19 protein-coding genes, 1 pseudogene and 1 riboswitch are annotated in these 21,345 nt (G+C 61.7%); of the genes and pseudogenes, 11 read left to right on the plus strand and 9 right to left on the minus strand.

Annotation, left to right across the window (positions count from 1 at the left end; genetic code table 11):
- Positions 1 to 128 precede the first annotated feature (128 nt).
- The gene (locus KQ661_RS13315; RefSeq protein ID WP_216727249.1) at positions 129 to 2,321 is read left to right on the plus strand and encodes an alpha-ketoacid dehydrogenase subunit alpha/beta; all 2,193 of its coding nucleotides are present in this window, start codon (positions 129 to 131) and stop codon (positions 2,319 to 2,321) included.
- Between the two features lie 172 nt (positions 2,322 to 2,493).
- On the opposite strand, the gene tamL is transcribed toward KQ661_RS13315, so the two are convergent.
- Entirely contained in the window at positions 2,494 to 5,118 is a 2,625-nt protein-coding gene (tamL, locus tag KQ661_RS13320; protein ID WP_216727250.1) for a translocation and assembly module lipoprotein TamL, read from the minus strand.
- 56 nt (positions 5,119 to 5,174) lie between these two features.
- Between tamL and KQ661_RS13325 the strand changes: the two genes are divergently transcribed.
- A complete protein-coding gene (locus KQ661_RS13325; RefSeq protein WP_216688802.1) occupies positions 5,175 to 5,933 on the plus strand; it encodes an RNA methyltransferase in 759 nt (252 codons plus the stop codon).
- A 385-nt stretch (positions 5,934 to 6,318) separates the two neighbouring features.
- Here the strand turns inward: KQ661_RS13325 and KQ661_RS13330 are convergent, their stop codons facing one another.
- Genes KQ661_RS13330 through KQ661_RS13340 form a run of 3 tightly spaced genes read right to left on the minus strand, consistent with a single transcriptional unit; the run spans position 6,319 to position 9,175 of the window.
- Positions 6,319 to 7,473: an outer membrane beta-barrel protein gene (locus KQ661_RS13330; protein ID WP_216727251.1), complete on the minus strand. Its 1,155-nt coding sequence runs from the start codon at positions 7,471 to 7,473 to the stop codon at positions 6,319 to 6,321.
- A gap of 24 nt (positions 7,474 to 7,497) precedes the next feature.
- A complete protein-coding gene (locus KQ661_RS13335) occupies positions 7,498 to 8,610 on the minus strand; it encodes a hypothetical protein (RefSeq protein ID WP_216727252.1) in 1,113 nt (370 codons plus the stop codon).
- A gap of 4 nt (positions 8,611 to 8,614) precedes the next feature.
- A complete protein-coding gene (locus tag KQ661_RS13340; protein WP_216688807.1) occupies positions 8,615 to 9,175 on the minus strand; it encodes an RNA polymerase sigma factor in 561 nt (186 codons plus the stop codon).
- A gap of 424 nt (positions 9,176 to 9,599) precedes the next feature.
- Between KQ661_RS13340 and KQ661_RS13345 the strand changes: the two genes are divergently transcribed.
- Positions 9,600 to 9,845, plus strand: coding sequence for a hypothetical protein (locus KQ661_RS13345; protein ID WP_216727253.1), 246 nt, complete (start codon positions 9,600 to 9,602; stop codon positions 9,843 to 9,845).
- Between the two features lie 6 nt (positions 9,846 to 9,851).
- On the opposite strand, the gene KQ661_RS13350 is transcribed toward KQ661_RS13345, so the two are convergent.
- Together KQ661_RS13350 and KQ661_RS13355 are read right to left on the minus strand one after the other, a co-directional pair.
- On the minus strand, positions 9,852 to 11,135 hold the full coding sequence (locus tag KQ661_RS13350; RefSeq protein WP_317196109.1) for a voltage-gated chloride channel family protein: 1,284 nt from the start codon (positions 11,133 to 11,135) through the stop codon (positions 9,852 to 9,854).
- 48 nt (positions 11,136 to 11,183) lie between these two features.
- Positions 11,184 to 11,257: riboswitch (Fluoride riboswitch) on the minus strand.
- Between the two features lie 106 nt (positions 11,258 to 11,363).
- Entirely contained in the window at positions 11,364 to 12,926 is a 1,563-nt protein-coding gene (locus KQ661_RS13355; protein ID WP_216727254.1) for a hypothetical protein, read from the minus strand.
- 257 nt (positions 12,927 to 13,183) lie between these two features.
- Here KQ661_RS13355 and KQ661_RS13360 point away from each other — a divergent pair, with 257 nt between their 5' ends.
- The 5 genes from KQ661_RS13360 (at position 13,184) to KQ661_RS13380 (ending at position 16,942) form a co-directional block, all read left to right on the plus strand.
- Positions 13,184 to 13,468 (plus strand): transposase, encoded by a 285-nt coding sequence (locus KQ661_RS13360; RefSeq protein WP_216727255.1) that lies wholly within the window; start codon positions 13,184 to 13,186, stop codon positions 13,466 to 13,468.
- Positions 13,465 to 14,070: a DDE-type integrase/transposase/recombinase gene (locus tag KQ661_RS13365; RefSeq protein WP_216727256.1), complete on the plus strand. Its 606-nt coding sequence runs from the start codon at positions 13,465 to 13,467 to the stop codon at positions 14,068 to 14,070. Before KQ661_RS13360 ends, KQ661_RS13365 begins: the two co-directional genes overlap by 4 nt.
- 148 nt (positions 14,071 to 14,218) lie before the next feature.
- Positions 14,219 to 15,220 carry an IS701 family transposase gene (locus tag KQ661_RS13370; protein ID WP_235726976.1) on the plus strand — a complete coding sequence of 334 codons (1,002 nt, stop codon included), beginning with the start codon at positions 14,219 to 14,221 and terminating at the stop codon, positions 15,218 to 15,220.
- 4 nt (positions 15,221 to 15,224) lie between these two features.
- Positions 15,225 to 15,398 carry an integrase core domain-containing protein gene (locus tag KQ661_RS23075; RefSeq protein ID WP_216727257.1) on the plus strand — a complete coding sequence of 58 codons (174 nt, stop codon included), beginning with the start codon at positions 15,225 to 15,227 and terminating at the stop codon, positions 15,396 to 15,398.
- Positions 15,399 to 15,526: 128 nt separating this feature from the next.
- On the plus strand, positions 15,527 to 16,942 hold the full coding sequence (locus KQ661_RS13380; RefSeq protein ID WP_216727258.1) for a hypothetical protein: 1,416 nt from the start codon (positions 15,527 to 15,529) through the stop codon (positions 16,940 to 16,942).
- A 24-nt stretch (positions 16,943 to 16,966) separates the two neighbouring features.
- Here KQ661_RS13380 and KQ661_RS13385 read toward each other — a convergent pair whose 3' ends face one another.
- Both KQ661_RS13385 and KQ661_RS13390 read right to left on the minus strand, forming a co-directional pair.
- Positions 16,967 to 17,326 (minus strand): CoA-binding protein, encoded by a 360-nt coding sequence (locus tag KQ661_RS13385; RefSeq protein WP_216688810.1) that lies wholly within the window; start codon positions 17,324 to 17,326, stop codon positions 16,967 to 16,969.
- A gap of 135 nt (positions 17,327 to 17,461) precedes the next feature.
- A complete protein-coding gene (locus KQ661_RS13390; RefSeq protein WP_216688811.1) occupies positions 17,462 to 19,033 on the minus strand; it encodes an NAD(P)/FAD-dependent oxidoreductase in 1,572 nt (523 codons plus the stop codon).
- Between the two features lie 151 nt (positions 19,034 to 19,184).
- Between KQ661_RS13390 and KQ661_RS22200 the strand changes: the two genes are divergently transcribed.
- The 3 genes and pseudogenes from KQ661_RS22200 to KQ661_RS22210 all read left to right on the plus strand — a co-directional run bounded on the left by KQ661_RS22200 (position 19,185) and on the right by KQ661_RS22210 (position 20,504).
- Positions 19,185 to 19,745: an MFS transporter gene (locus KQ661_RS22200; protein WP_226915564.1), complete on the plus strand. Its 561-nt coding sequence runs from the start codon at positions 19,185 to 19,187 to the stop codon at positions 19,743 to 19,745.
- A 12-nt stretch (positions 19,746 to 19,757) separates the two neighbouring features.
- A pseudogene (locus KQ661_RS22205) lies at positions 19,758 to 20,198 on the plus strand (MFS transporter); the annotation flags it as partial.
- A gap of 9 nt (positions 20,199 to 20,207) precedes the next feature.
- Complete coding sequence (locus tag KQ661_RS22210; protein ID WP_235726977.1) at positions 20,208 to 20,504, plus strand: MFS transporter; 297 nt, start codon at positions 20,208 to 20,210, stop codon at positions 20,502 to 20,504.
- Here the strand turns inward: KQ661_RS22210 and KQ661_RS13400 are convergent.
- A complete protein-coding gene (locus tag KQ661_RS13400) occupies positions 20,501 to 21,211 on the minus strand; it encodes a DUF2071 domain-containing protein (RefSeq protein ID WP_216727259.1) in 711 nt (236 codons plus the stop codon). The genes KQ661_RS22210 and KQ661_RS13400 overlap by 4 nt on opposite strands.
- Positions 21,212 to 21,345: the final 134 nt, after the last annotated feature.

Genomic DNA, 21,345 nt, shown 5'->3' on the forward strand with positions numbered 1-21,345 from the left:
GGTATTAGTGAGCAGTTCGTAATTATCAACTCATAACTTTTAACTCCTAACTCTTAACTCACAACTGCCCAAAGATACGGACGAGGGCGCGGGGCGTACTTTTGCAGTCTCACTCCGCCCTGCTCCCAATGTCCGATTTTGCTGCTCCCGCCGCTTCCGATACCACTGACTTTGCCAACCCCCGCGTAGCCGCTGCGGCTGCGGCCGCCGCCGAAGCTTTCACTGCGCCCGCCACCGCCGTGCCCGCGCACGATGCCAACTTACTGCGCCGTACCTACCGCCTGATGCACACGGCCGCCGAAATGGCCACGCTCTTCGAAGAAGAAAAGGCCACCGCCTCGCGTTATGTGCATGCCACCGCCCGTGGCCACGAGGCCGTGCAGCTGGCCGCCGCCTTCCTGCTCACCGGCAACGATTACGCCGCCCCCTACTACCGCGACGACGCCCTGCTGCTGGGCCTGGGGCTGCGCCCGTATGAGCTTATGCTCCAGCTATTGGCCAAGGCCGATGACCCGTTCAGCGGCGGGCGCACGTATTATTCGCACCCCTCGCTGCGGCGGGCGGGCATCCCGGTTATTCCCCACCAAAGCTCGGCCACGGGCATGCAGGCCATACCGGCTACGGGCATGGCCCACGCCATCAGCTACTTCGAGAAGCAGGGGTTGGCGATTGTGTCGTTGAATAAATCGGCGGGCTGGCTGGCCGAGAAACCGCTGGTGCTGTGTTCCATCGGCGACGGGGCCATGACGGAGGGCGAAGTGGCGGAGGCCCTGCAAATGGCCATTCTGCACCAGCTGCCCATCGTGTACCTGGTGCAGGATAACGACTGGGGCATCTCGGCCACCGGCCGGGAGATGCGCGCCATGAATGCCTACGAGTTTGCCGCCGGCTTCCCGGGCCTGCGCCGGATGCAGGTGGACGGGGCCGATTTTGAGTCGTCGCACACCGGGCTGGCCGAGGCGTTTGCCCACGTCCGCGCCCGGCGCGGGCCGGTGCTGGTGCATGCTAAGTGCCCGCTGCTGGGCCACCACACCAGCGGCGTGCGCCGCGAGTGGTACCGCAATGATTTGAGCACCCACCAGGAGCAGGACCCGCTGCCGCGCCTGCACCAGCGCCTGCTGGCGCTCGGGGTTTCAGAGGAGGAATTGGACGGACTGCGGGCTGAAGCCTGCACTACGGTGCGCGCCGACTGGGCCGCAGCCCTGGCCGCGCCCAACCCCGACCCCGCCACTTTCGCCGACCACGAGTTTGCCCCGCCCGCCGTGACCGAGGAGGCCGGCGAGCGCAGCCCCGCCGGGGCCGAAAAAGCCCTGATGGTGGATGCCGCCCTGCACGCGGTGGACGACATCCTGCAGGAATTCCCCGAAGCGCTGTTCTACGGGCAAGACGTGGGTGGCGAGCTGGGCGGCGTGTTCCGCGAGGCCGCGCTGCTGGCTAAGAAATACGGCGAAGCCCGGGTCTTCAACACGCCCATTCAGGAAGCCTACATTGTGGGCAGCACGGCGGGCATGGCGGCCGTGGGTGCCCGGCCCATCGTCGAAATTCAGTTTGCCGACTACATCTGGCCCGCCCTGAACCAATTGGTGGAGGAGCTCAGCAAATCTTGCTACCTCACCATGGGCAAGTTTCCGATTCCGGCCCTTATCCGCCTGCCCATTGGGGCATATGGCGGAGGTGGGCCGTACCATTCGGGCTCCATCGAAAGCACGCTGCTTACCATTCGAGGCATTAAAGTGGTGTACCCCAGCAATGCGGCCGACATGAAGGGCCTCATGCGCGCTGCCTTTCTCGACCCCAACCCGGTTATCATGCTGGAGCATAAGGGCCTGTACTGGAGCAAGGTGCCCGGCACCGAGGAAGCCAAAACCGTGGAGCCGGCCGCTGGCTACGTCATTCCGCTGGGCGTGGCCGCCATCGCGCAGGCCGCCGATGCCGAGCAGCTCGCCCGGGGCAACACGGCCCTGGTCGTGACCTACGGCATGGGCGTGCACTGGGCCAAAGCCGCCAGCCGCGACTTCCCCGGCCAAATCGAAATCCTCGACCTGCGCACCCTCAACCCGCTTGACTTTGATGCCGTGACGGCCGCCACCCGCCGCCATGGCAAGGTGCTCGTCCTCACCGAAGAACCGCTCATGAACAGCTTTGCCGAAAGCCTGGCCGGGCGTATTCAGCGCCACTGCTTCACGGCGCTGGATGCGCCGGTGTTCACCCTCGGCGCGGCCAACCTGCCGGCCATTGCCCTCAACGTGGAGCTGGAGAAGCAAATGCTGCCGAGCGCGGCCAAAGTAGCGGTGGCGCTGGGCGAATTGCTGGGGTATTAAGTGGATTAGTGGAGTGGTCAATTTGTAACCAGCGATTCGCCCAACCCACCGCTGGCCGCAGTTTAGCGCGGAGCGCTAAACTGCGGCCAGCGGGGCCAGCGGCTAGCCGTGGAGTGTTCAATCTACAAGCAACAGTTTGTCTACTCCACCAACCCACCAACCCACCACTCCACTAGAACGGGTAACCGATGCCCAGATTGAAGGAAACGGGGTTGGCGCTGGTGTCGAAGTTGCGCAGCGCCCATTTATCGGCGGTGGTAGGTGCCGTGGGGTCGTAGATTTTGGTGGCGATGTCGAGGCGCAAAATCAGGAACGTGAAATCGAAGCGCAGGCCAAAGCCCGAACCCACGGCAATCTGGCGGTAGAAATTGTTGATTTGAAACTGTGCGCCGGGGCGGAGGTAGTCGCCAGTACTGGGGTCTTTTCTTTCCTGCAGGCCCCACACGTTGCCAAAATCAGTGAACAGCGCCCCTTTGAAGAAGCCGTATATCGGGAAGCGGTATTCGGCGCTGCCTTCCAGCAGCAGCTCGCCGGGCTGCTCGGTGAGGTAGTCGCGCACCAGCTGGCCGTTGCTGGGGCGCAGGGGCGTGTAGCCGCCCGGCCCCAGGCGGCGCGGCTGCCAGGCCCGAAGGCTGGTAGAGCCCCCGGCAAAAAACGACTTATCGTAGGGCACAATATACTGCGGGTCGTTTTCGGGGGTAGTAGGGTCGTTGGTGCGGTTCAGGGCGTGCACGGCCCCGCCGTTGAGGCGCCACACGAAGTATGTTTGGGGCGTGAGGCGGTAGTAGCGCCGGTAATCGACACTAATGCGGGCAAAGTCATACACGTTCAGACGCGTGCTCTCGAAAAGGGCTTTCTGATAGAGCCCACGCGTGAGGCCTCCGACTTCGGCAAACAGCCGCAGGTAGTAAGCATTGCGGGTTTCGTTGAAATCGTTGGAGTTATAGAGCGACGTGAAGCTGAAGCTCGGCTCGACCTGCTTGCTGAACGACCGGTAGAGCGAGGACCCCTCCGTGAGCTGAAGCGCTTTGAGACGCGCCTCGAAGGCCGGGCTGGTATAGGGCGTATTAACCAGGGTGATAACCACCGGCGAAAACACGTATTGATGGAACGGCGAGCGCTGCCAGATATAGTCCCAGGCAAACTCGAAGTTGGACCGGATGTATTCCGGGCGCTTTACGTAGGTTTCGGAGAGCGAGAAACGGGTTTTGGGATTGTAGCGGGTGAGGAAGTAGTTGGTGCGGAAGGGCACCAGAAACTGCGGCAGTACCAGCGCTGCCGTGGCCCCCAGCTGGGTCGTGTACACATTGTCCGTGGTGTTGCCCGTGGTGTCGCTAATACTGGCCACGCGGGTGAGCTGGCCCTCGAAGCCGGCCCGCACGCCAAATTCCAGCACCTCGGCCCCCCCGAAGGGATTGCGGATTTTCAGGCGATAATTCAAAAATGGCCCCGGCAGGTAGGCCACGTAGGTAGCGCCCACTTCCACGGTCTGCGAGAATTTGGGCGCGGGCGAGGCGTTGATGACGGCTACTAGCTCGCCGGTGCTGGGGGTGCGGCTGGTGCTGTCGGTGGTGGGTGGGTCGGGCAGCTTGCGGTAGTTCACGGTATTGAACCGGAACATATCCAGGTCGGCCAGCAGGCGCTGGGTTTGCAGGGTGTTGGCCAGGCTGTAGTGCTGCTCGGGGCGCACCCTCACCTTGTTGGCCAGCAGGTCGGTACTGAATTTCTGCTGATAGGCGGCAAAGCGAATCGAGTCCGTGACCACGGTATCCATCCGCACGCCCAGGCTGGGGCGGGCGCGCAGCGCGCCGGGCGTGCCAGCGCGGCGCAGGGTGTCGCCGGTGGCGCTGCGCAGGGTGCGGCCCACGCCGGCATCGGTGATGAAGCGCACCTGGCGCAGCGTGTACAGCCGGTGGCCCTGGTCCGGCCCGGGGTTGGCGATGAAGGTGCGCAGCCGCACCGTGAATTTCTCGTAGCTGGTATCGGCTTCGAGGGTGATGTACTGCTGGCGGAAATCAAAGTAGCCCGCGTTTTTCAGCAGGGTTTCGAGGCGGGTGCGCTCCTGGCCGATGAGGGCCTCGTTGTACCGGTCGTTTTCGTGCAGCAGCGTGGCCGACTGGCCCTGGCGCACCATGGCCGCCACGCCCGAGTCGGGAATGCTGGGGGCCTGAAGGCGATACAGAAAAGGCTGGTTTTCGGTGATGTTATAGGTCACCGTTACGCGGCGGTATTGCTTGACAGCATCGAGCGAATCGGACTTGCCGGAAAAAACCGACCCCACCGCATTCAGCGCCCGAAACAAGATGCTGCGCTGGAAGCGGGCCGTGTCGGTGGCCGACACCCGCGCCCGGAAAAAGCCCTGCGAGCGCAGGTAGGTGGTCATCTGCTCTACCGAGCGGCTGGTAAGGGCCGAGTCGTAGATAACGGGCGGCTCGCCCAGGCGCATGATGGCGTTGCCCTTGTCGAGCACCAGCTGCTTGCGCTTGATTTTGCGCTCGCGCTGGGCCAGCAGCTTGCCCAGCTGGGCCGAGTCGGTGCCGGCGGCCTGCATCTTGGCCGCGTAAGTCGTTTCAATTGCGCGCAGCTTGCTTTTGATGCGCGCCGAATCATAAAAGCCAAAGCCTAGGTGGTAGATGTCCAGCTTGGGCGGAATTCGGGTGTTGGGCTTTTGCTGGGCCAGCGCGGTCAGCCGTTCTTTGTCGGCCTGCTCTACGCCCTTGATTTCGACGCGGCTGAGCAGGCGCTGGTTGGGCCGCAACAGCCCAAACGGTGAGCACGCCGCCAGCCCCAGCAGCATGAGTAGCGGTCCGAGCCGGTGCGCAGGCCGTAGTTTTGGCAAACAAGTAACGAGTAATGGTTTCAAAAGCACTTGGCAAATACGTGCAGTCGCTGCACCAGAAGAAGTACCGGCACCGCCACGGGGCGTTCCTGGTGGAAGGGGGCAAAAGTGTGTTAGAGCTGCTAAGTTCCGACCTGGAAGTCGAACACGTACTGGCCACGGCCGAATTTATCGACCAAAACCGTGCCCACCTGCCCGCCCGGCTGCTGCTCAGCCCCGCCACCGAAACCGAGCTCACCCAGCTTGGCACGCTGGCCACCAACACCACCGCCCTGGCCGTGGTGCGTCTGCCCGCCCAAACCCCGCTGCCCCTAACGCTGCCCGAAACCGGTTTGTTGCTTGCCCTCGACGAAGTGCGCGACCCCGGCAATCTCGGCACCCTGCTGCGGCTGGCCGACTGGTACGGCCTGCCCGGCGTGGTGCTCAGCCCCGGCTGCGCCGATGCCTACGCCCCCAAAACCGTGGCCGCCAGCATGGGCGCCTTCGCCCGGGTGCGCGTCTGGGAGCGCGACCTCACCGAGTGGCTGCCCACGCTGGCCCCCGCCGTGGGCATCTTCGGAGCCGATTTGGCGGGCGACAACGTGCACCGCCTCACCCTGCGCCCCGCCGGCGTGCTCGTGATGGGCTCTGAATCGCACGGCCTTACGCCGGGCGTTGGGGCGGCCCTCACGCGCCGGCTGCACATTCCGCGCGGGGCCGGCGGGCAGGCCGAAAGCCTGAACGTGGCCATTTCAGCGGCTATTCTGCTGGATAATTTCTTTCGGAATCAGTAGCAGCCTTCTTGCGCGAGGTTGAATATATTTAGGAAGTTAGTTAAACCTGCTGGAACGTCAAGCTGAGCTTGTCGGAGCATTTCTAGCGCTTCATTGACGGTTCGTATGAAGCGCTAGAGATGCTCCGACAAGCTCAGCTTGACGTTCTATTGATTTCTTAAAGAGCTTCGTTGGAAAAATACTTATATTAGGATGATTAGCTGATAGCTTATGAAGCTGTTTAGAAAGTCACAAAAGGTACTCAAACGGTGATGCAGCGCGCAGCGCAGCATCTTGCTCGCATCGTCAGGCCCGTTCAACGATGCGAACGGTCATGCAGCGCGCAGCGCAGCATGACCGTTCGGAGACTTTCTAAACAGCTTCTATGGCTGTGATGCGCGTTGCTTTAGTTGAGGCCGAAGATGCGTATACCGAAGCTGAGCACCTGAGTGTCGGGTCCAGCGCCCGCCTTAAACAGGCCATTCATGTTATACTTCCCAAAGAACTCTAGCCCCCGATAGCCGATGGTGCCTTGCAGGCCATACTGGAAATTTTCCAGGTTGTAGTTGTCGTGGTTTTTGTCTTTGTAAGTCGTGCCCTCGGTGGTATACTTGAGTTTGGTCCAAGACGAGAGCCGATAGCCTACGAAGCCCCCCGCACCTAGGGTGAAGGTCGGTTTGTAGTGCGCGTCGCGCAGCTGGAGGTTAATCATGAGTGGTACATTGATGCTGGATGTAGCCAACTTGGTTTTCTCAAACTGGCGGCCGCTGATTTCGCGCACGACGTCGGTACGGCCATTGGCACTCACCCACTTGTCATTGCCATTCAGCATGTAGTTGTTGAAGGAAAACTCCGGGCCGATAGAGAAAAGCATCGGGCTACGCTTGCCAAAAAGACGGGCATAGGTGATGAGTCCAATGCTGACGTAGCGCGAGCCCCCGGGGCGTAGGTCAACGGTTTCAGGCTTGCCTTCGGCTGTGAAATATTGCTTTTGGTTGACAAGGGAATTCAGGCCCAAATCAAACACCAAGCTGGTGCTGATGCTCTTCCGTTCAAGCTCCTTTAGGCGGGTCGAGTCGCGCTTGGCCTGCCGCTGCTCCTGGGTTTTGGTATTGGCCGTATTGTAGGACTTTACGCCCTTTTCGTCGGTAGTGACGGTCAGGCCGAAGGCCTTGTTCAGCACAACGTCCACTTTGCTGGAGTTCTCTGTTTTCTTATGGGTGGTGATGCGTACCTGCTCGGGGAGGTTTTTGCCGGGCTGGTCTTTGTCGGGGTAAAATTCCATGGTCACCTGGTCGGTCGAGGCGGTTTTGGCCGCCGTTTCGGCCCGCGTGATGTAGGTGGCCAGCTGCGAGGTAAGGGAGTCGAGATGGTAGTTCTTGAGTTGGCGCAACTGGGCTGCGTCGCGTACCGTCAGGGTGAGGGTAGCGCGGTTGGGCAGCCGTACCACTATGGTGTCTTTCACCGTGGCAGGGATGCGCAGGCCCGTGGCGCGGGCCACGTTCAACCTGCCCACTAGCATCAGCATCAGCAGAAAAAAGGGGAGAAAAGCGCGTTGCATGATTTCTAAACAGAAAAGGGTGAATTATAATTGAATGGATTTGCTGACGCTATGGCCGGCAAAGGTGGCCCGGAGCGTCACGTTTTCGGGTAGGCCGGTTACTTCGGCCAGGCTCACCCGCTCGCCCCGCACCAGGCGGCCGGCCTGCTGCAGCAGGCGGCCACCCAGGCGGCGTTGTTCTTCGGGGCCCTCCACTGCCGCCAGGGCCGAGGAAACGAAGCGCGCGGGCCGACTGGTGGGGGCTGCGCCATTGCGTACATCCACCGTTATGAGCTCGGTGGCGTGGGCCAGGGCAGGATTCTGAATGGCGCGGATGATATCCGGTGCCGGTTGAGGAGTGGCGGTGGCCACCGTGGGGGCAGTAGGGGCCGGGGTGAGATGCTGCTCGTCAGCAGCGGTGGGCCGGGCCGGCGCGTGGGCCACGAGCGGGAGCGAGGCGGCAGCAGCGTCCGGCTGCCGATGGCTTCCCAGCAGGTGGCGCGGCGACTGCTCGGCGGCGGTCATCCTGGCCTTTGGTGCGGTAGATGCCAGGGCATCGGGGCGGGTTGCCTGCAAAAAATGTTTTTTTTCAGCTACCGCTGCCGAAGTGCCTGGCATGCGCGGGGCGGCAGCGTCGGGAGCCGCTTTATCAGAAGCTGAAGCAACTGCCGGTTGCTGCTTATCGGCGGCTATGCTATTGTTATCTGGGCCGGTGGTACCGTCAGGCGTAGCAGATTGGGGCGAGCCACTGCGGGCTTTACGGTCGGCGTCAGCGTTGGGGTGCTGTGCCGGGTTCGAAGCAACGGTGGTTTGTTGAATATTGCCAGTCGGAAAGCCCAGCCACAGGCCCGCGCCGCCCACCAGTAGAAATAGCACTACGGCCGCGGCCAGCGTCATGGGCCACCACGCGGCGGCGCGGCGCTTGCGCGGGTGCAGGTGCTCGTCTTCGAGGCGTTCCCAGAGCTCGCGGCCGGGCGGGGTGGCGTGGGCGTGTAACCGGTTTTGGAAAAGCTGGTCGAGGCGGTTGGCTTCGGGCTCCGGCTGGGCGTCGGGCGCGGTGGGGCCGGCTTGCAGGCGGGCCCACAGGTCGTGGCCGGGCGGCGTTTCATGGCCGTCCAGTTTGTCGCGGAATAAATCGTCAATATTTTCGGGTAGCATAAGGCTAGTTGGTCGTTATAGTAGAAAACTGAACGCGCCGCTGGAGCATGGCCCGGGCCTTGCTGAGCTGCGATTTGCTGGTGCCTTCGCTGATGCCCAGCAGCTCGGCAATTTCCTGGTGTCCGTAGCCTTCCAGGGCGTAGAGGTTGAAAACAGTGCGGTAGCCGGTAGGCAGGGTGGCCAGCAGGTTCATCAGGTCTTCGGCCTGTAGTTGGGTATCGGCGGTGGCGGCCGTGGTGGCCAGGTTTTCGGGTTGGGCAAAGTCCTCAAACGACACGGTCATCAACTCGCGCTGGCGCAGCTGCATCAGGGCCTCGTTCACCATGATGCGGCGCACCCAGCCCTCGAAGCTGCCTTCGAAGCGGTAGTTGGGCAGGGCCCGGAACATTTTGGCAAAACCCAGTATCAGGGCTTCTTCGGCATCTTCGCGGCGCTTGAGGTAGCGGCGGCACACGGTGAGCATCAGCCCGGCCAGCTGGTCGTAGAGCTGGCGCTGGGCCCGGTGCTCGCCCTGCACACAAGCAGCGATGAGGTCGGCTTCGGTCGTCACGGTAAGGGTGGGCACGGGAGCAGAAAGGATGGTGAGTTAGGGCGGCAGATGCGGAAAGTGCGGGAAAGGTTGCCTGGAGGAGGAAGTTTTTTGCCGCACCCCGTTTGTTTGATTCGAATCAGTAGTTTCGCAAGCGCTAATCAATACTATTGTGCAAAAACTGCTACCATTCCTCCTGTTCTCGATGACGGTTTCACGCCTTGCGGCGTAGGAAATCCCCATTAAGCCGGCTATCTACCGAAAATATACCGTTGCGCTGGGCATTTTGGCCAACCCCAAAGTGCTGGGCGTGCAGGCGGAAGGTCGTTTTGGGTAGCATTTTGGCGGGCGGCTGGTGGCCACGCAGGTGTTTGATTCATGCCGGCAAAACGAATTTAGCGCCGGGGGCATCGGCCTGCTCACTTATTATATTCCCCTAAAAAACCCGCGTCTGGAACCGGTGATTGGAATCGGTAGCGCTTATTCGCTCTACCATTGGGACCTTGGCTACAACAAAGGCACCCTGACGGACTTCAACGTGGGCGGTGGCATGGGCCTGAACCTGCGCTTCAGCAATGACTTTCGGGCAGGTATCAACGTGTTGTTTACCAACGGATTCGTAGCTGATTATCAAGCCGATGATATGCGCGTCGTGCGTCGGAAGCTGCTCGTGATGCCCGCCCTTACGTTTGATATTCTGCTGTAGGCCCGTTTAGGGCAGCTCGTTTAGCGGGCGGCCTTGCTGCCGTCCCAGGCGCAAATGCTTGGCCTGCCCCACCACTTGCGACCCATAAATACCGTGGTGGCCTGAAAATAAATAAGCCACCACGCAGGCCAGCGCCAGGTACACGCCAGCATGCGCCCCGAATAACTCCAGCCCCATGAGCGTGCAGGCCAGGGGCGTGTTGGCCGCGCCGGCAAACACGCCCACGAAGCCCATGGCCGCCAGCAGCGCCACCGGCAGCGGCAGCACCACGGCCAGCGCGCTGCCCAGCGCCGCGCCAATAAAAAACAGCGGCGTGACCTCGCCCCCCTTGAAGCCGCAGCCGAGCGTGAGGGCCGTGAGCACCAGCTTGAGGGCCCAGTCGGTGGGCGCGAGCGGGTGCTGAAAGGCTTCGACGATAACCGGCACGCCCAGCCCGCCAAAGCGCACCGGTCCCACGGCCCACAGCAGCCCGGCCACCAGCACGCCGCCCACCACCGGCCGCAGCGGCGGGTAGGCAATGCGGCTAAAAACCTTGCTGATTGTGTGCGTGAGCGTGGCAAATGACCTGGCCGCCAGCCCAAACAGCGCGCCCGCCACCAGGGTGCAGCCTAATAGGAGTGGCGTGAGCGGTAGCTCGTCCAGGGTGGGGTAGTGGGTGTGGCCCACGCCCCAGGCCCGCGTCACAAAGTCAGCCATGACAGCCGCCAGGAAGCTGGGTAGCACGGCTTCGTAGCGAATGGAGCCTAGCAGAAAAACTTCAAGCCCGAATACGGCCCCGGCCAGCGGCGTGCCAAACACGGAAGCAAACCCCGCGCTCATGCCCGCGATGAGCAGCAGGCGGCGGTCGCGGGGGCGCAGTCCCAGCCAACGGGTGAGCTGGTCGGCCAGGGCCGCGCCCATCTGCACGGCCGTGCCCTCGCGGCCCGCCGACCCGCCAAACAGATGCGTAGCCAGCGTGCCGCCCAGCACCAGCGGCACCATGCGCAGCGGCAGCCGCTGGCTGGGGCGGTGGATTTCATCCAGAATAAGGTTGTTGCCGCGCACCACGCTATTGCCGAAATAGTGGTAGGCCCCGCCGATGAGTAGACCCGCTACCGGCAGCAGCGCCAAAACCCAGAGATGCGCTTCGCGCCAGCGCGTGGCCCAGTCGAGGGCCACCAGAAACCCCGCCGAGGCGGTGCCGGCCATTGCGCCAATCAGGCCGCAAATCAGCAGCCATCGCAGTAGGAAAAGGAGGGTGGCGGTGGTGCCGAGGGTGCGCAGGCGGGCGAGGGCAAAGCGTGGGGTCACGGGGGCGAACGGTATGATGAGCTATGCGGCGCGGCCCCGGTGGCCGCCCGTTTCGTAGGAATCATCAGCGCGGGGCGCGGGGCTCCGGCGGTTCGCGGTGGCAATCCATCACCGTATTCTGGGGGCAAATATAAACGGCGTTTGTCGGCATTGCATTGGCCTCGGAGTAAACAAAAAAGCAGCGCCAGGACTCGGGCGCTGCTTTTAGATTCTGACCGGTTATCAGCGCTACATTTTCATGCCCTTCATGCCCTTCATGCCGCCGTGCTTCATGCCGCCGTGGCCCATGTTCATGCTCATGCGCGGAGCGATGAAGCGCAGGTATACTTCAAAGGAGAGCGGGTTTTTGCCATAGGCATTTAGCAGCGCGGTGTTGTCGGTATTATAGGTATTGAGGGTGCCGGTGAGGCCGAGGTCGAGCCAGCCGGCTTTAGTTTTGGCGATGTATTTGGACGCGCCGAGGGTGAAGGCCGATACCTGCCGGTTCGCGTGCCCGGCTTCGTCGGTGGCGGCCGGCAGCAGCAGCTCGCCATAATTCAGCTGGAGGGTTTCGAGGCGGGTGAACAGATTGAACTGGCGGGCCTGCAGGTTGCTTTCCAGTAGGAAGGAATTGGAATACGTCGTTTCCTCGCCACTGCCGTCGTGCCGGTTCATGCCCCACACGAAGGTGGAGGACAGGATGCTCCCCTTGCCCACATTCGCATTGTGCAGCACCGAGGCCGTGGTGCGGTCCACGTTGTCGTTGGGTTCCAGCTCCTCGGGGCTCTGGAGGTGGGCGGCCGAAACCTGCAGCGCCAGATTATCCGAAGGGTTCACCGAGAGGCGCCCGCTGTAGGAGTCGAAGCGCGGCTTATCGAAGCTATAGCGGTTTTCGTTGGGCTCGCGGCCGGTGAAGAGCGAGCCTTCGAGCTTGGCGTTGCGGTAGCGCACGCCCAGCGTGGCCACGCCGAACTGAATGTGGGTGGCATCCTGCCAGTGGTGGCCCAGCGGGGCCGCCGGCAGGTTGGCCGCCGAGGGCCGGTGCATGAACACGGGCGGCCCAATGGCCGGCTCGCCGGGGTAGCCCAGGTAGGCGGTCAGGTCCACGTCGGTGCTGGCGGCGTAGGTGTAGCCCACGGCCAGGGCGCTCACGAGGTCGTGCGGGTGCTGGTGGTCGTGCAGCTTCTCCCCCTTCCACGACTCGCCGGTCTGGAACAGCAGCGGGTAGCCCGCGCCGCCCACCGTCAGCGCATCGGCCGACACCATGGCCTGGATGCTGAACAGCCCGCGCTGGCCCACCAGGTGGTTGGCCATGCCCATTACGTAGGTGTTAGCGCGGAAATTAGCATCGCCACGTAGCTGGCTATGGTTGAAATTCTGACTGGTGTAGCGTAGGAATGCGGAGTACATCAGCATCACGTCCCAACCCTTCGATTGGTACATCTGCATGTACATGGGCGAGGAATCGGGGTGCCAGCTCGTGCCCGAGCCCTGGCGCGTCATCGGCAGGTTTTTAGAGAACGAGTTGCGCATGTCCATCATCGTGTCGCCGCTGCTGTCGGCGGCCGTGCCCATGTTCATGCTTGGCATTGCAGACATGGCCGGCGCGGGTGGAGTAGTCGGCGTGGCGGTCGGGGCGGGTATGTTCATGCCGGGCATATTCATTTCCGGCATGGCCGGCGCGGCCGACTTGGCCTTTGCCTTGGGTGCGGGCATCGGCGTCGACATATCCATGCCCGGCATGTTGGTGTGCTGAGCAAAGGCCGAAGTGCCCAGCAACAGGCCCAAAGAAGTGAGAAGAAGCGGTTTCATAAATAGAGTGAGTTGGCAGGGTTGATTAATCGTAGGCACTTACGCTGTTTGGGAGCTATACTGCTTGGCAGGCCAACCACCCTGGAGTACGATGTACTATTTAACTATGAGGAATAGGTATCTGCGCGGGCTGCCGGCATTTCGGATAGCCTCAGTTTGACGGTACAAAATTCGGGCGCAATAGCCCCGGCTACGATACGTAATCTGTAGTACTCCCCAAAAGCTGGACAGGTTAAGCGGGCTAGCTTAGCTCGATTATGATCCCAAAACGCACCCGCCGTCGCTATACGGCCGAGTTCAAAGCGGAGGTGGCGCTAGCCGCCCTCACCGAGCGCCAGCCATTGGCCGAGCTGGCCGCTCACTACCAATTGGCTACCGCTCAAATCACCCGTTGGAAGCTGCAACTGCGTGAGCAGGCCACCCAGGTTTTCACCGAAGCGCCTGCGGCCGGCACGCCCTTACCCGACGTCGAGCCCCTCTACGCGGCCATCGGTCGGTTGCAAATGGAAAACGCGCTGCTAAAAAAAACGCTACCCCGATGAGCACGGCCCAACAACGGGTCCTGGTTCAGGCCTCGGACCCGGCCGGTAGCTCGGTCGCCGCTCGCTGCCAGGCCCTGGGCCTGGCCCGCAGCAGCTTCTACTACCAGCCCTGCGGAGAAAGTGCTTACAACCTGGAGCTCATGCGCCTGCTCGATGAGGAGTTTACCGACCACAACTTCAAAGGAGTGCTCGGCCTGCGCGACCACCTGCGCCTGGCCGGCCACGCCGTCAATGCCAAGCGCGTGCGCCGCCTCGTGCGCCTGATGGGCCACGAGCCGATTTATCCCAAACCGCGCTTGTCCATTCCTGGTCAAGGCGTTACGCCCTACCCGTACCTACTGCGGGACCGCCCGGCCACCGCCCCGAATGAGGTATGGAGTACCGACATCACGTACGTGCCCATGGCCAAGGGCTTTCTCTATCTGGCCGCCGTGCTCGACTGGCACTCGCGCTACGTGCTCAGCTGGCAGCTCTCCAACACGCTCGACGTGGGCTTTTGCCTGCAAGCCCTGGGCGATGCGTTGCGCCATGCTCCGGCTCCCTACATCTTCAACTCCGACCAGGGCAGCCAGTTCACCAGCCTCGCCTACGAACAAGCTTAGCTGGACGCCGGCTGCCGCATCAGCCGCGACGGCCGCGGCCGCGCCACCGACAATGCTTTCATCGAACGCCTCTGGCGCACGGTCAAATGGGAACATATCTATCTAGGACTTACGCATTTTGGGGTACTTTAAGCAAAACCGCCCGCTCATGCTGACCCAAACCGCTTACATCGAGTACCTGCTCAGTACGCCCACGAACTACACCTGCACGCATTTGGCCGCCCATCTGCCCGATGTAAGCCACGACCAGGTGAATCGATTTTTGCGCATGAGCACACTGCCAGTCAATCAGTTGCGCGAATTAGTTCAGCCCTTGCTCCACGATTCGCCGGAGGCTTTTCTGCTCGTCGACGACAGCGTACAAGACAAACGCTACAGCCGCTTTATCGCCCTGGCCAAGCGGCAGTATTCGGGCAACGTGCACGGCATGGTCACCGGCATTGGGCTGGTCAATTTGGTGCATAGCAGCGGCGAAGCCGGGGATTTCCTCCCCCTGGATTACCGCATCTACGCGCCCGACCAAGACGAACAGACGAAAAACGACCATTTTCTGGCCATGTTTGACCAGGTTGTGGCGGAGGGCAAACTACTGGCACGCACCATTTTATTTGATTCCTGGTATGCGGGCAGCACGAATTTGAAACGCATTCATCGTGCCGGTTGGACGTTTTTTACGACCCTGAAAAGCAACCGGTTGGTGAGCCTGGCCAAAGAAAGCGGCTACCAAGGCCTGACTACGCTGGAGCCGCCGCCCGGCGGTTGGAGTCAGGGCGTGGAAGTGCGCCTGAAAGAAGTGCCCTTTGGCGTAAAACGCTTCAAGCTAGTGGCCACGAACGGCGATATTGAATGGGTCATTACCAACCACTTGGCTGCTCATCTGACCCGCGAAATGGTGATTGAAGCCGTGCAGGTGCGTTGGCAGGTCGAGGAGTTTCACCGCAGCTTCAAACAGTTGACGGGGTCGGAGAAGTGCCAGTGCCGGAAGGAGATGGCACAACGCAACCACTTGGCCTGTTGTTACTTGGCCTGGGTATCGCTGCGTCAACACGCCCGCCGCATGGGGCAAACTATTTATCAGGCGCACCAACAGCAATGGGCACCCTACCTGCGGCAGTTGCTCCAAAAGCCAATCATTCAAGCACTTGTATAGTCGAGTGCGTAAGTCCTACTATCTTAACCCGGCCGATGACGGCCAGCACCTGCACCAGCAATTAACCGCGTACTTTGCCTACTACAATCATCGCCGACCCCATCAAAGTCTCGGGGGCCAAACGCCCGCCCACGTCCACCAAACCAACACAACATTCAATCATAACAATATTACTTAACAAGCCCCGCTAAACTGTCCAGTTTTTGGGGAGTAGCACAGAACAAGCAACAAAAAACTATAACAAGCAACAAAAACGCCAGCTTCGGTAGCTGCCTGCGTAACATTAGTTAATTAGCCACCCGCTGCATGCCTACTGAATCCGCTCCCGTTTCATCTGCCCGAATGATTGGCTGGCGGCCGGAGGGGGCAGTAGCCATTGGTATTGCGGCCGTTTTTGCGCTCTATCTCTTCACGTCCGAATATCATAATCTCTATTATGATGCGGAGGATTATTGGCAGCTGGGGCACCGCTTCTATCAGCAGGGCCGGTTCAGCTTGCTGGCTTACGATGATGCGCTACGCGGCTACAGTTACCCGCTGCTTAATTTCGCCTGTCTGCTTTTCCGCAAAGCTGTGCATTGGGAAGCTGTGACGGTCGTAAAATGCCTGAATGCCGCACTGGCCGGGGTGCTCTTCGGCGTGGTAGGGCCGAGGGTTTATCGGCTGGCTACTGGTGCTGCGGAGCTACCCTCTGTAGGCCGCCGCCTGCTTTGGGCGGGGTTGGGATTTGTCTTCTGGCGGGGCTATTTCAACTTCTCACTGTCGGATTTTCCGGCACTGCTGGCGCTGGGCGTGGCGCTTTGGCAAGCCCAGCGCCACCGCTTGGAAGCGGCTTTATGGGCGGGGGCGGCGTTGGCGTTGGCCGTAAATGTGCGGCCGGTTTACCTGGCCTCGGTGCTGCCGGTTGGCGGGCTGCTATTGCTGGGCTTTTCCCGGCCGGTGTGGCTACCCCGGCTGCTGCTGTTTGGTGTGGGTGCTACGCTTATTCTTACGCCGCAATGGCTTATCAACCGCCGCCATTTTGGGGCCAGCAGCCCGTTGGTACTTTCACAGTCGAAAGAGTTGCACATCCACAACCTGTACCTGCAAAAGCTGTGGTATGGCCTCATTCACGAAAAGTACGAGTCTTCCGTAGGGCGTGAACTGCCTACCGGCCAGCTGCTTTTTCTGGATGCTCAGGGGGACGCCGTGCTCAAAACGGAGCAGGTAGCTGAGTTCAGTTCCTTCAGCGAATACCTGCGCACGGTAGCACGGCACCCGTTCACCGTGGCCGGCGTGTATGCCCGGCACCTGTTCGCAGGCCTCGATATAAGTCATCCCACGCCCTACCTCAGGCGCTGGAGCCCATCGATCTGGTTACAGTTTTTGAACTACACCATCTGGTGCTGGGCGGCGCTGGTAGCCCTGAATAGTCGGCCTACGCTGCGCACAATGCTGACCCTGGCAGGCCTGCTGCTACCCTGCTTGGCCGTGCTGCCCATGAGTATGGAAGTACGGTTTTTGCTGCCATTGCATTTGTTGCTGCTGGCGCTGGTGGCCTTTGGTCGGTTTCCGGTTTGGGCGTTTCGGGGTCGGTATTGGTTGGCGTTGCCGGGGTGCTACAGTCTGGCGCTGGTGTGCTGCTTTGGGCTGTCGAACCATATCAAGCAGATGGTGGAGCCGCGTTTTCGGCCGTTCCTGTTATTGGCAGAGCATGGCACGGGGCCAGTGCCCCACATGTAGGTCCGGCCCCGTGCCATGACCACTCTAATACTGCCCAATCGAGAGCAGTACCAACGTGCAGGCTTCCTCCGTCTGGATGCCGCGCTGCTGGGCCAGGCGTTCCAGCTCGGGGTTTTCGGTGCCGGGGTTGAAGAGGATGCGCTTGGGCTTCAGGTCCAGAATGTAGTCGTACCAGGTGGGCTGGTTTTGCGGGCCCACGTAGAGCGTCACGGTATCGATATCCGTTTCTTGGGGCCGGTCGGTGTGAATGTCGAGCCCGGCCACCTGGCCTTTGCGAATGCCGACGGGCACTACCTCGTGGCCGTGGTTTTTGAGCATGTGCGCCGCCCGGTACGAGTAGCGGGCCGGATTATCGGAGGCGCCGAGAACAAGAGTCTTTTTCATAATTGGATAGTAACGGGCACCCGGCGGGCGGGTGCGGATTGTTGAGGTAAGTTCAGTAGTACGAAAAGGCCACCGCATCGGCCAGCCTAACGCGCGGGCCCGCCGAAGGGTGCCCGTTTGGCTGAGCAATAAAGGCTAGCGGCGCACCGCCGCCCGCACGGCCTCGGCGCAGCGCTCGCCGTCCATGGCCGCCGACACGATGCCACCCGCGTAGCCCGCGCCCTCGCCGCACGGGTACAGCCCCGCCACCACCGGGTGCCGCAGCGTATCCTTGTCGCGCGGGATGCGGATGGGGGCCGAGGTCCGGCTTTCCACGCCCACAATCTGGGCGGCGTTGGTGGCGTAGCCGGGAATCTTCCGGCCAAAGTCGCGGAAGCCCTGGCGCAGGCGCTCGGCCAGCACCGGCCCCAGCACGTCGTCCATCTGCACCGACACCAGGCCGGGCTGGTACGACGTTTCGAGCAGGCTGCCGGACTGTTTGTTTTTGAGAAAGTCGCCGAGCAGCTGGGCCGGGGCCCGCTGCGTGCCGCCCGCCGCCCGGCAGGCCAGCTGCTCAATCTGCTGCTGAAAGTGCAGGCCGGCCAGCGGGCCGTGCTGCTTCACGTCCATGTCGGCCAGCTCCACGGCGGCCACAATGCCGGAGTTGGCAAAGCGCGAGTCGCGGCGGCTCGGGCTCATGCCGTTCACCACTACCTCGCCCGGGGCCGTGGCCGCCGGCACTATGAAGCCGCCCGGGCACATGCAAAAGGAGAACACGCCGCGCTGCTCGCCGCGCACCTCCGTTTGGTGCACGAGCGAGTAGGAGGCGGCCGGTAGCAGGCCGCGGTCAATCCGGCGGTACTGGGCCTGGTCAATCAGCTCCTGCGGATGCTCGACGCGCACGCCCAGCGCAAAGGGCTTGGCCTCGATGAGCACGCCGCGCCGGTGCAGCAGCTCGTAAATGTCGCGGGCCGAATGGCCGGTGGCCAGAATGGTGGCCTCCGCCTCGATGGTCACGCCGGTAGCCGTGACCACGCCGCGCAGCTGGTTATTATCGAGCAGCAGGTCGGTCACGCGGGTTTCGAAATGCACCTCGCCGCCGGCTTCGATGATGGCCTCGCGCAGGGCCTGCACCACAGCCGGCAATTTGTTGGTGCCGATGTGGGGGTGAGCGTCCACTAGAATGTCGGGTGTCGCGCCGTGCTGCACCAGGCGGCGGAGCACGCTGCCCACATCGCCGCGCTTGGTGGCGCGGGTATACAGCTTGCCATCGGAATACGTGCCGGCCCCGCCTTCGCCAAAACAGTAATTGGAATCGGAGTTTACCAGCTGGTCTTTGTTGATGGCAGCGAGGTCGCGGCGGCGGGCGCGCACGTCTCGCCCGCGCTCCAGCACAATCGGTTTCAGACCCAACTCCAGGCAACGCAACGCCGCAAATAACCCCGCTGGGCCCGCCCCGATGATGAGAACCCGGGGGCTATTTACTTTCACATTTGGATAAACAAACCATGGTCCAAATAGCTCACTCGGTGGGGCGCTCCGGTAGATGTCGGCGCGTAGTCGTACCAGGGGTTGCCGGCCCCGGGCATCAATAGAACGCCGGCGTAAATGCACAAAATCGGCTTCGCCCGGGGCCAGGCCGGCCTGTTGTAAAATGGCTTCGTAGCGGGCCAGCTCATCAAACGCAACTTCGGGGGCAAGCAGTACTTCTAGTTCTTGTTTTAACATTTGTGTAATATGAAAGGTGGCTATCCTTTTGGGTATAGGCTTGTTATTGCCCGGCATGGCTGCAAAGTTACGGCCGCCGGAGCAGCGTCGCCGGCACACAAAAAATCAGGCGGCCTCAGCCATCGCGGGCCGCGAATCGTTTATTTGCCCCATGACTACAACTACCCTCTCCGCGCCGGTGTCGCGGTTGCGCTCCATTGTCAGCGGCTCCATTGGCAACCTTGTCGAGTGGTACGACTGGTATGCTTACTCAGCTTTTGCCCTCTACTTCGCTCCCGTGTTCTTCCCGCAGGGCAGTGCCACGGCGCAGCTCCTGAACACGGCCGCGATTTTCGCGGTGGGGTTTCTGATGCGGCCGCTGGGTGCCTGGGTACTGGGCGCGTATGCCGACCGCCACGGCCGGCGGGCGGCGCTGTTGCTCTCGGTGCGGCTCATGGCGGGAGGCTCGCTGCTGATTGCGGTCGCCCCGGGCTACGCTACTATTGGAGTGCTTGCGCCGGTGCTGCTGCTGCTGGCCCGGCTGGTGCAGGGCATCAGCGTGGGGGGCGAGTACGGCACGTCGGCCACCTACCTGAGTGAGATGGCCGGCGCGAAGTACCGGGGCTTTTGGTCCAGTTTTCAATACCTCACCCTGATGGGTGGGCAGTTGCTGGCGCTGGTGGTGCAGCTGGGTTTGCAGCAGGTGCTCAGCCCAGCGCAGCTCGGAGCCTGAGGCTGGCGCGTACCGTTTGTGATTGGGGCGCTGGCGGCGCTGGGTGCCCTTTACCTGCGCACGCACATGGGCGAAACCGCCGCTTTCGAGCAGCAGCAATACGCCGTTTCGGCCAGTCCCGAAGGCGAAGGCCGAGCCCCCTCGCCCAGTCAGGTTCGCCTATTGATGCAGCATCCGCAGGCTGTGCTTACGGTGGTGGGCCTCACGCTGGGCGGCACGCTGGTGTTCTACACCTTCACCACTTATGCCCAGAAATTCCTGGTTAATACCTCAGGCTTTTCTAAAGAGCAGGCCACTATAATTTCGTTTGGGGTTATGGCCGTAGCGCTATTATTTCAGCCGTTGCTGGGCGCTATTTCTGATAAGGTGGGGCGGCGGCCGGTGCTGCTCATGTTTGGCATTGGGGCCACGCTGGGCACAGTGCTGCTGCTGCGGCAGCTGGCCCACACATAGGATGCGTGGGTGGCGGCGGGCCTGCTCATCGCGGCGCTGTTTGTGGTGAGCGGCTACACGTTCATCAGCGCGGTGGTGAAGGCGGAGCTGTTCCCCACCGAAATCCGGGCGCTGGGCGTGGGCCTGCCGTTTGCCCTCACGGTGGCCATTTTTGGCGGCACGGCCGAGTACGTGGCCCTGTTCGCCAAGCAGCACGGCGTGGAAGAATGGTTCTACTGGTACGTAACGGGCTGCGCGCTACTCTCGCTGCTGGTGTGCTGGCGCATGGGCGAAACGCGGGCCGAGAAGGGCCGGATGGTGGATTAGAGGGGCGCGAGTCGGTGCCATTCGTGGGCAATGTTGCGCATCAAAAGCGCATTGTCAAATACCACCGAGCCGGCGGGGAAAAGTGCTTCATCGGCGAAATAGCTGGAATAAATCTGCTCAACTGCCAGCGGCGATACCTGCCATTCGCTTGTAGTCAGCTCTACGCCATCGCACCCTTCGCCATTAGCTTTCGGTGAATAACCCGCTGAGCCCTGCCGATAAAAATCGGAAGCTTGGGACGGGCTGGAAAAAATGCTTGAGGCTGGCCACTCGGTCGTTTCGCTGGCTTCAACGGCGAGGTTATTGCCATCGGGGGCGTGGAAAGCAATGGCATAATTACCGGCTCGCTCCTTCACCCGAAAATTGCTGTGGTAGTGCTGGCCTAGCAGTTGGTTACCGAGCACATAATTGAGCCGGGACGAAGTATCTCGACGGGGGATATATACGCCGGTGCGCAATTTGCTTTCGACATCCCATTCCATGGCAATACGATGCGCGCCGTTTTCGGATGTCAGCCCAAATGCGGCTGGCAGTCCCTTGGGCCGTGCCTCCTTCAAGCGAATCAGGCAGATGCCCACCATGGCATGGCCTAGGACTAGTTGCGGCCGGAAAGGAGCCGGAAGCAGTTTGCTCACCACGGCTTCGTCGGCCCTGAAATTCAGAAGAATTCGGCGGTCGATGAGGCCGGTCAGGGTCGGGATTCTCATGGTAAAGCCAGGACTGTTGAATCCTTCATTGGCGATGACGCAGGGTTGGCCCCGATATTTTACCCATCGGCAAGTGCCTAATGAAAAAAGGAGTGGGCCAATCACCTCGTGGCTGGTCCGCTCCTTTGCAATTT

The organism is Hymenobacter siberiensis (genome assembly GCF_018967845.1).
Classification (GTDB): domain Bacteria; phylum Bacteroidota; class Bacteroidia; order Cytophagales; family Hymenobacteraceae; genus Hymenobacter; species Hymenobacter siberiensis.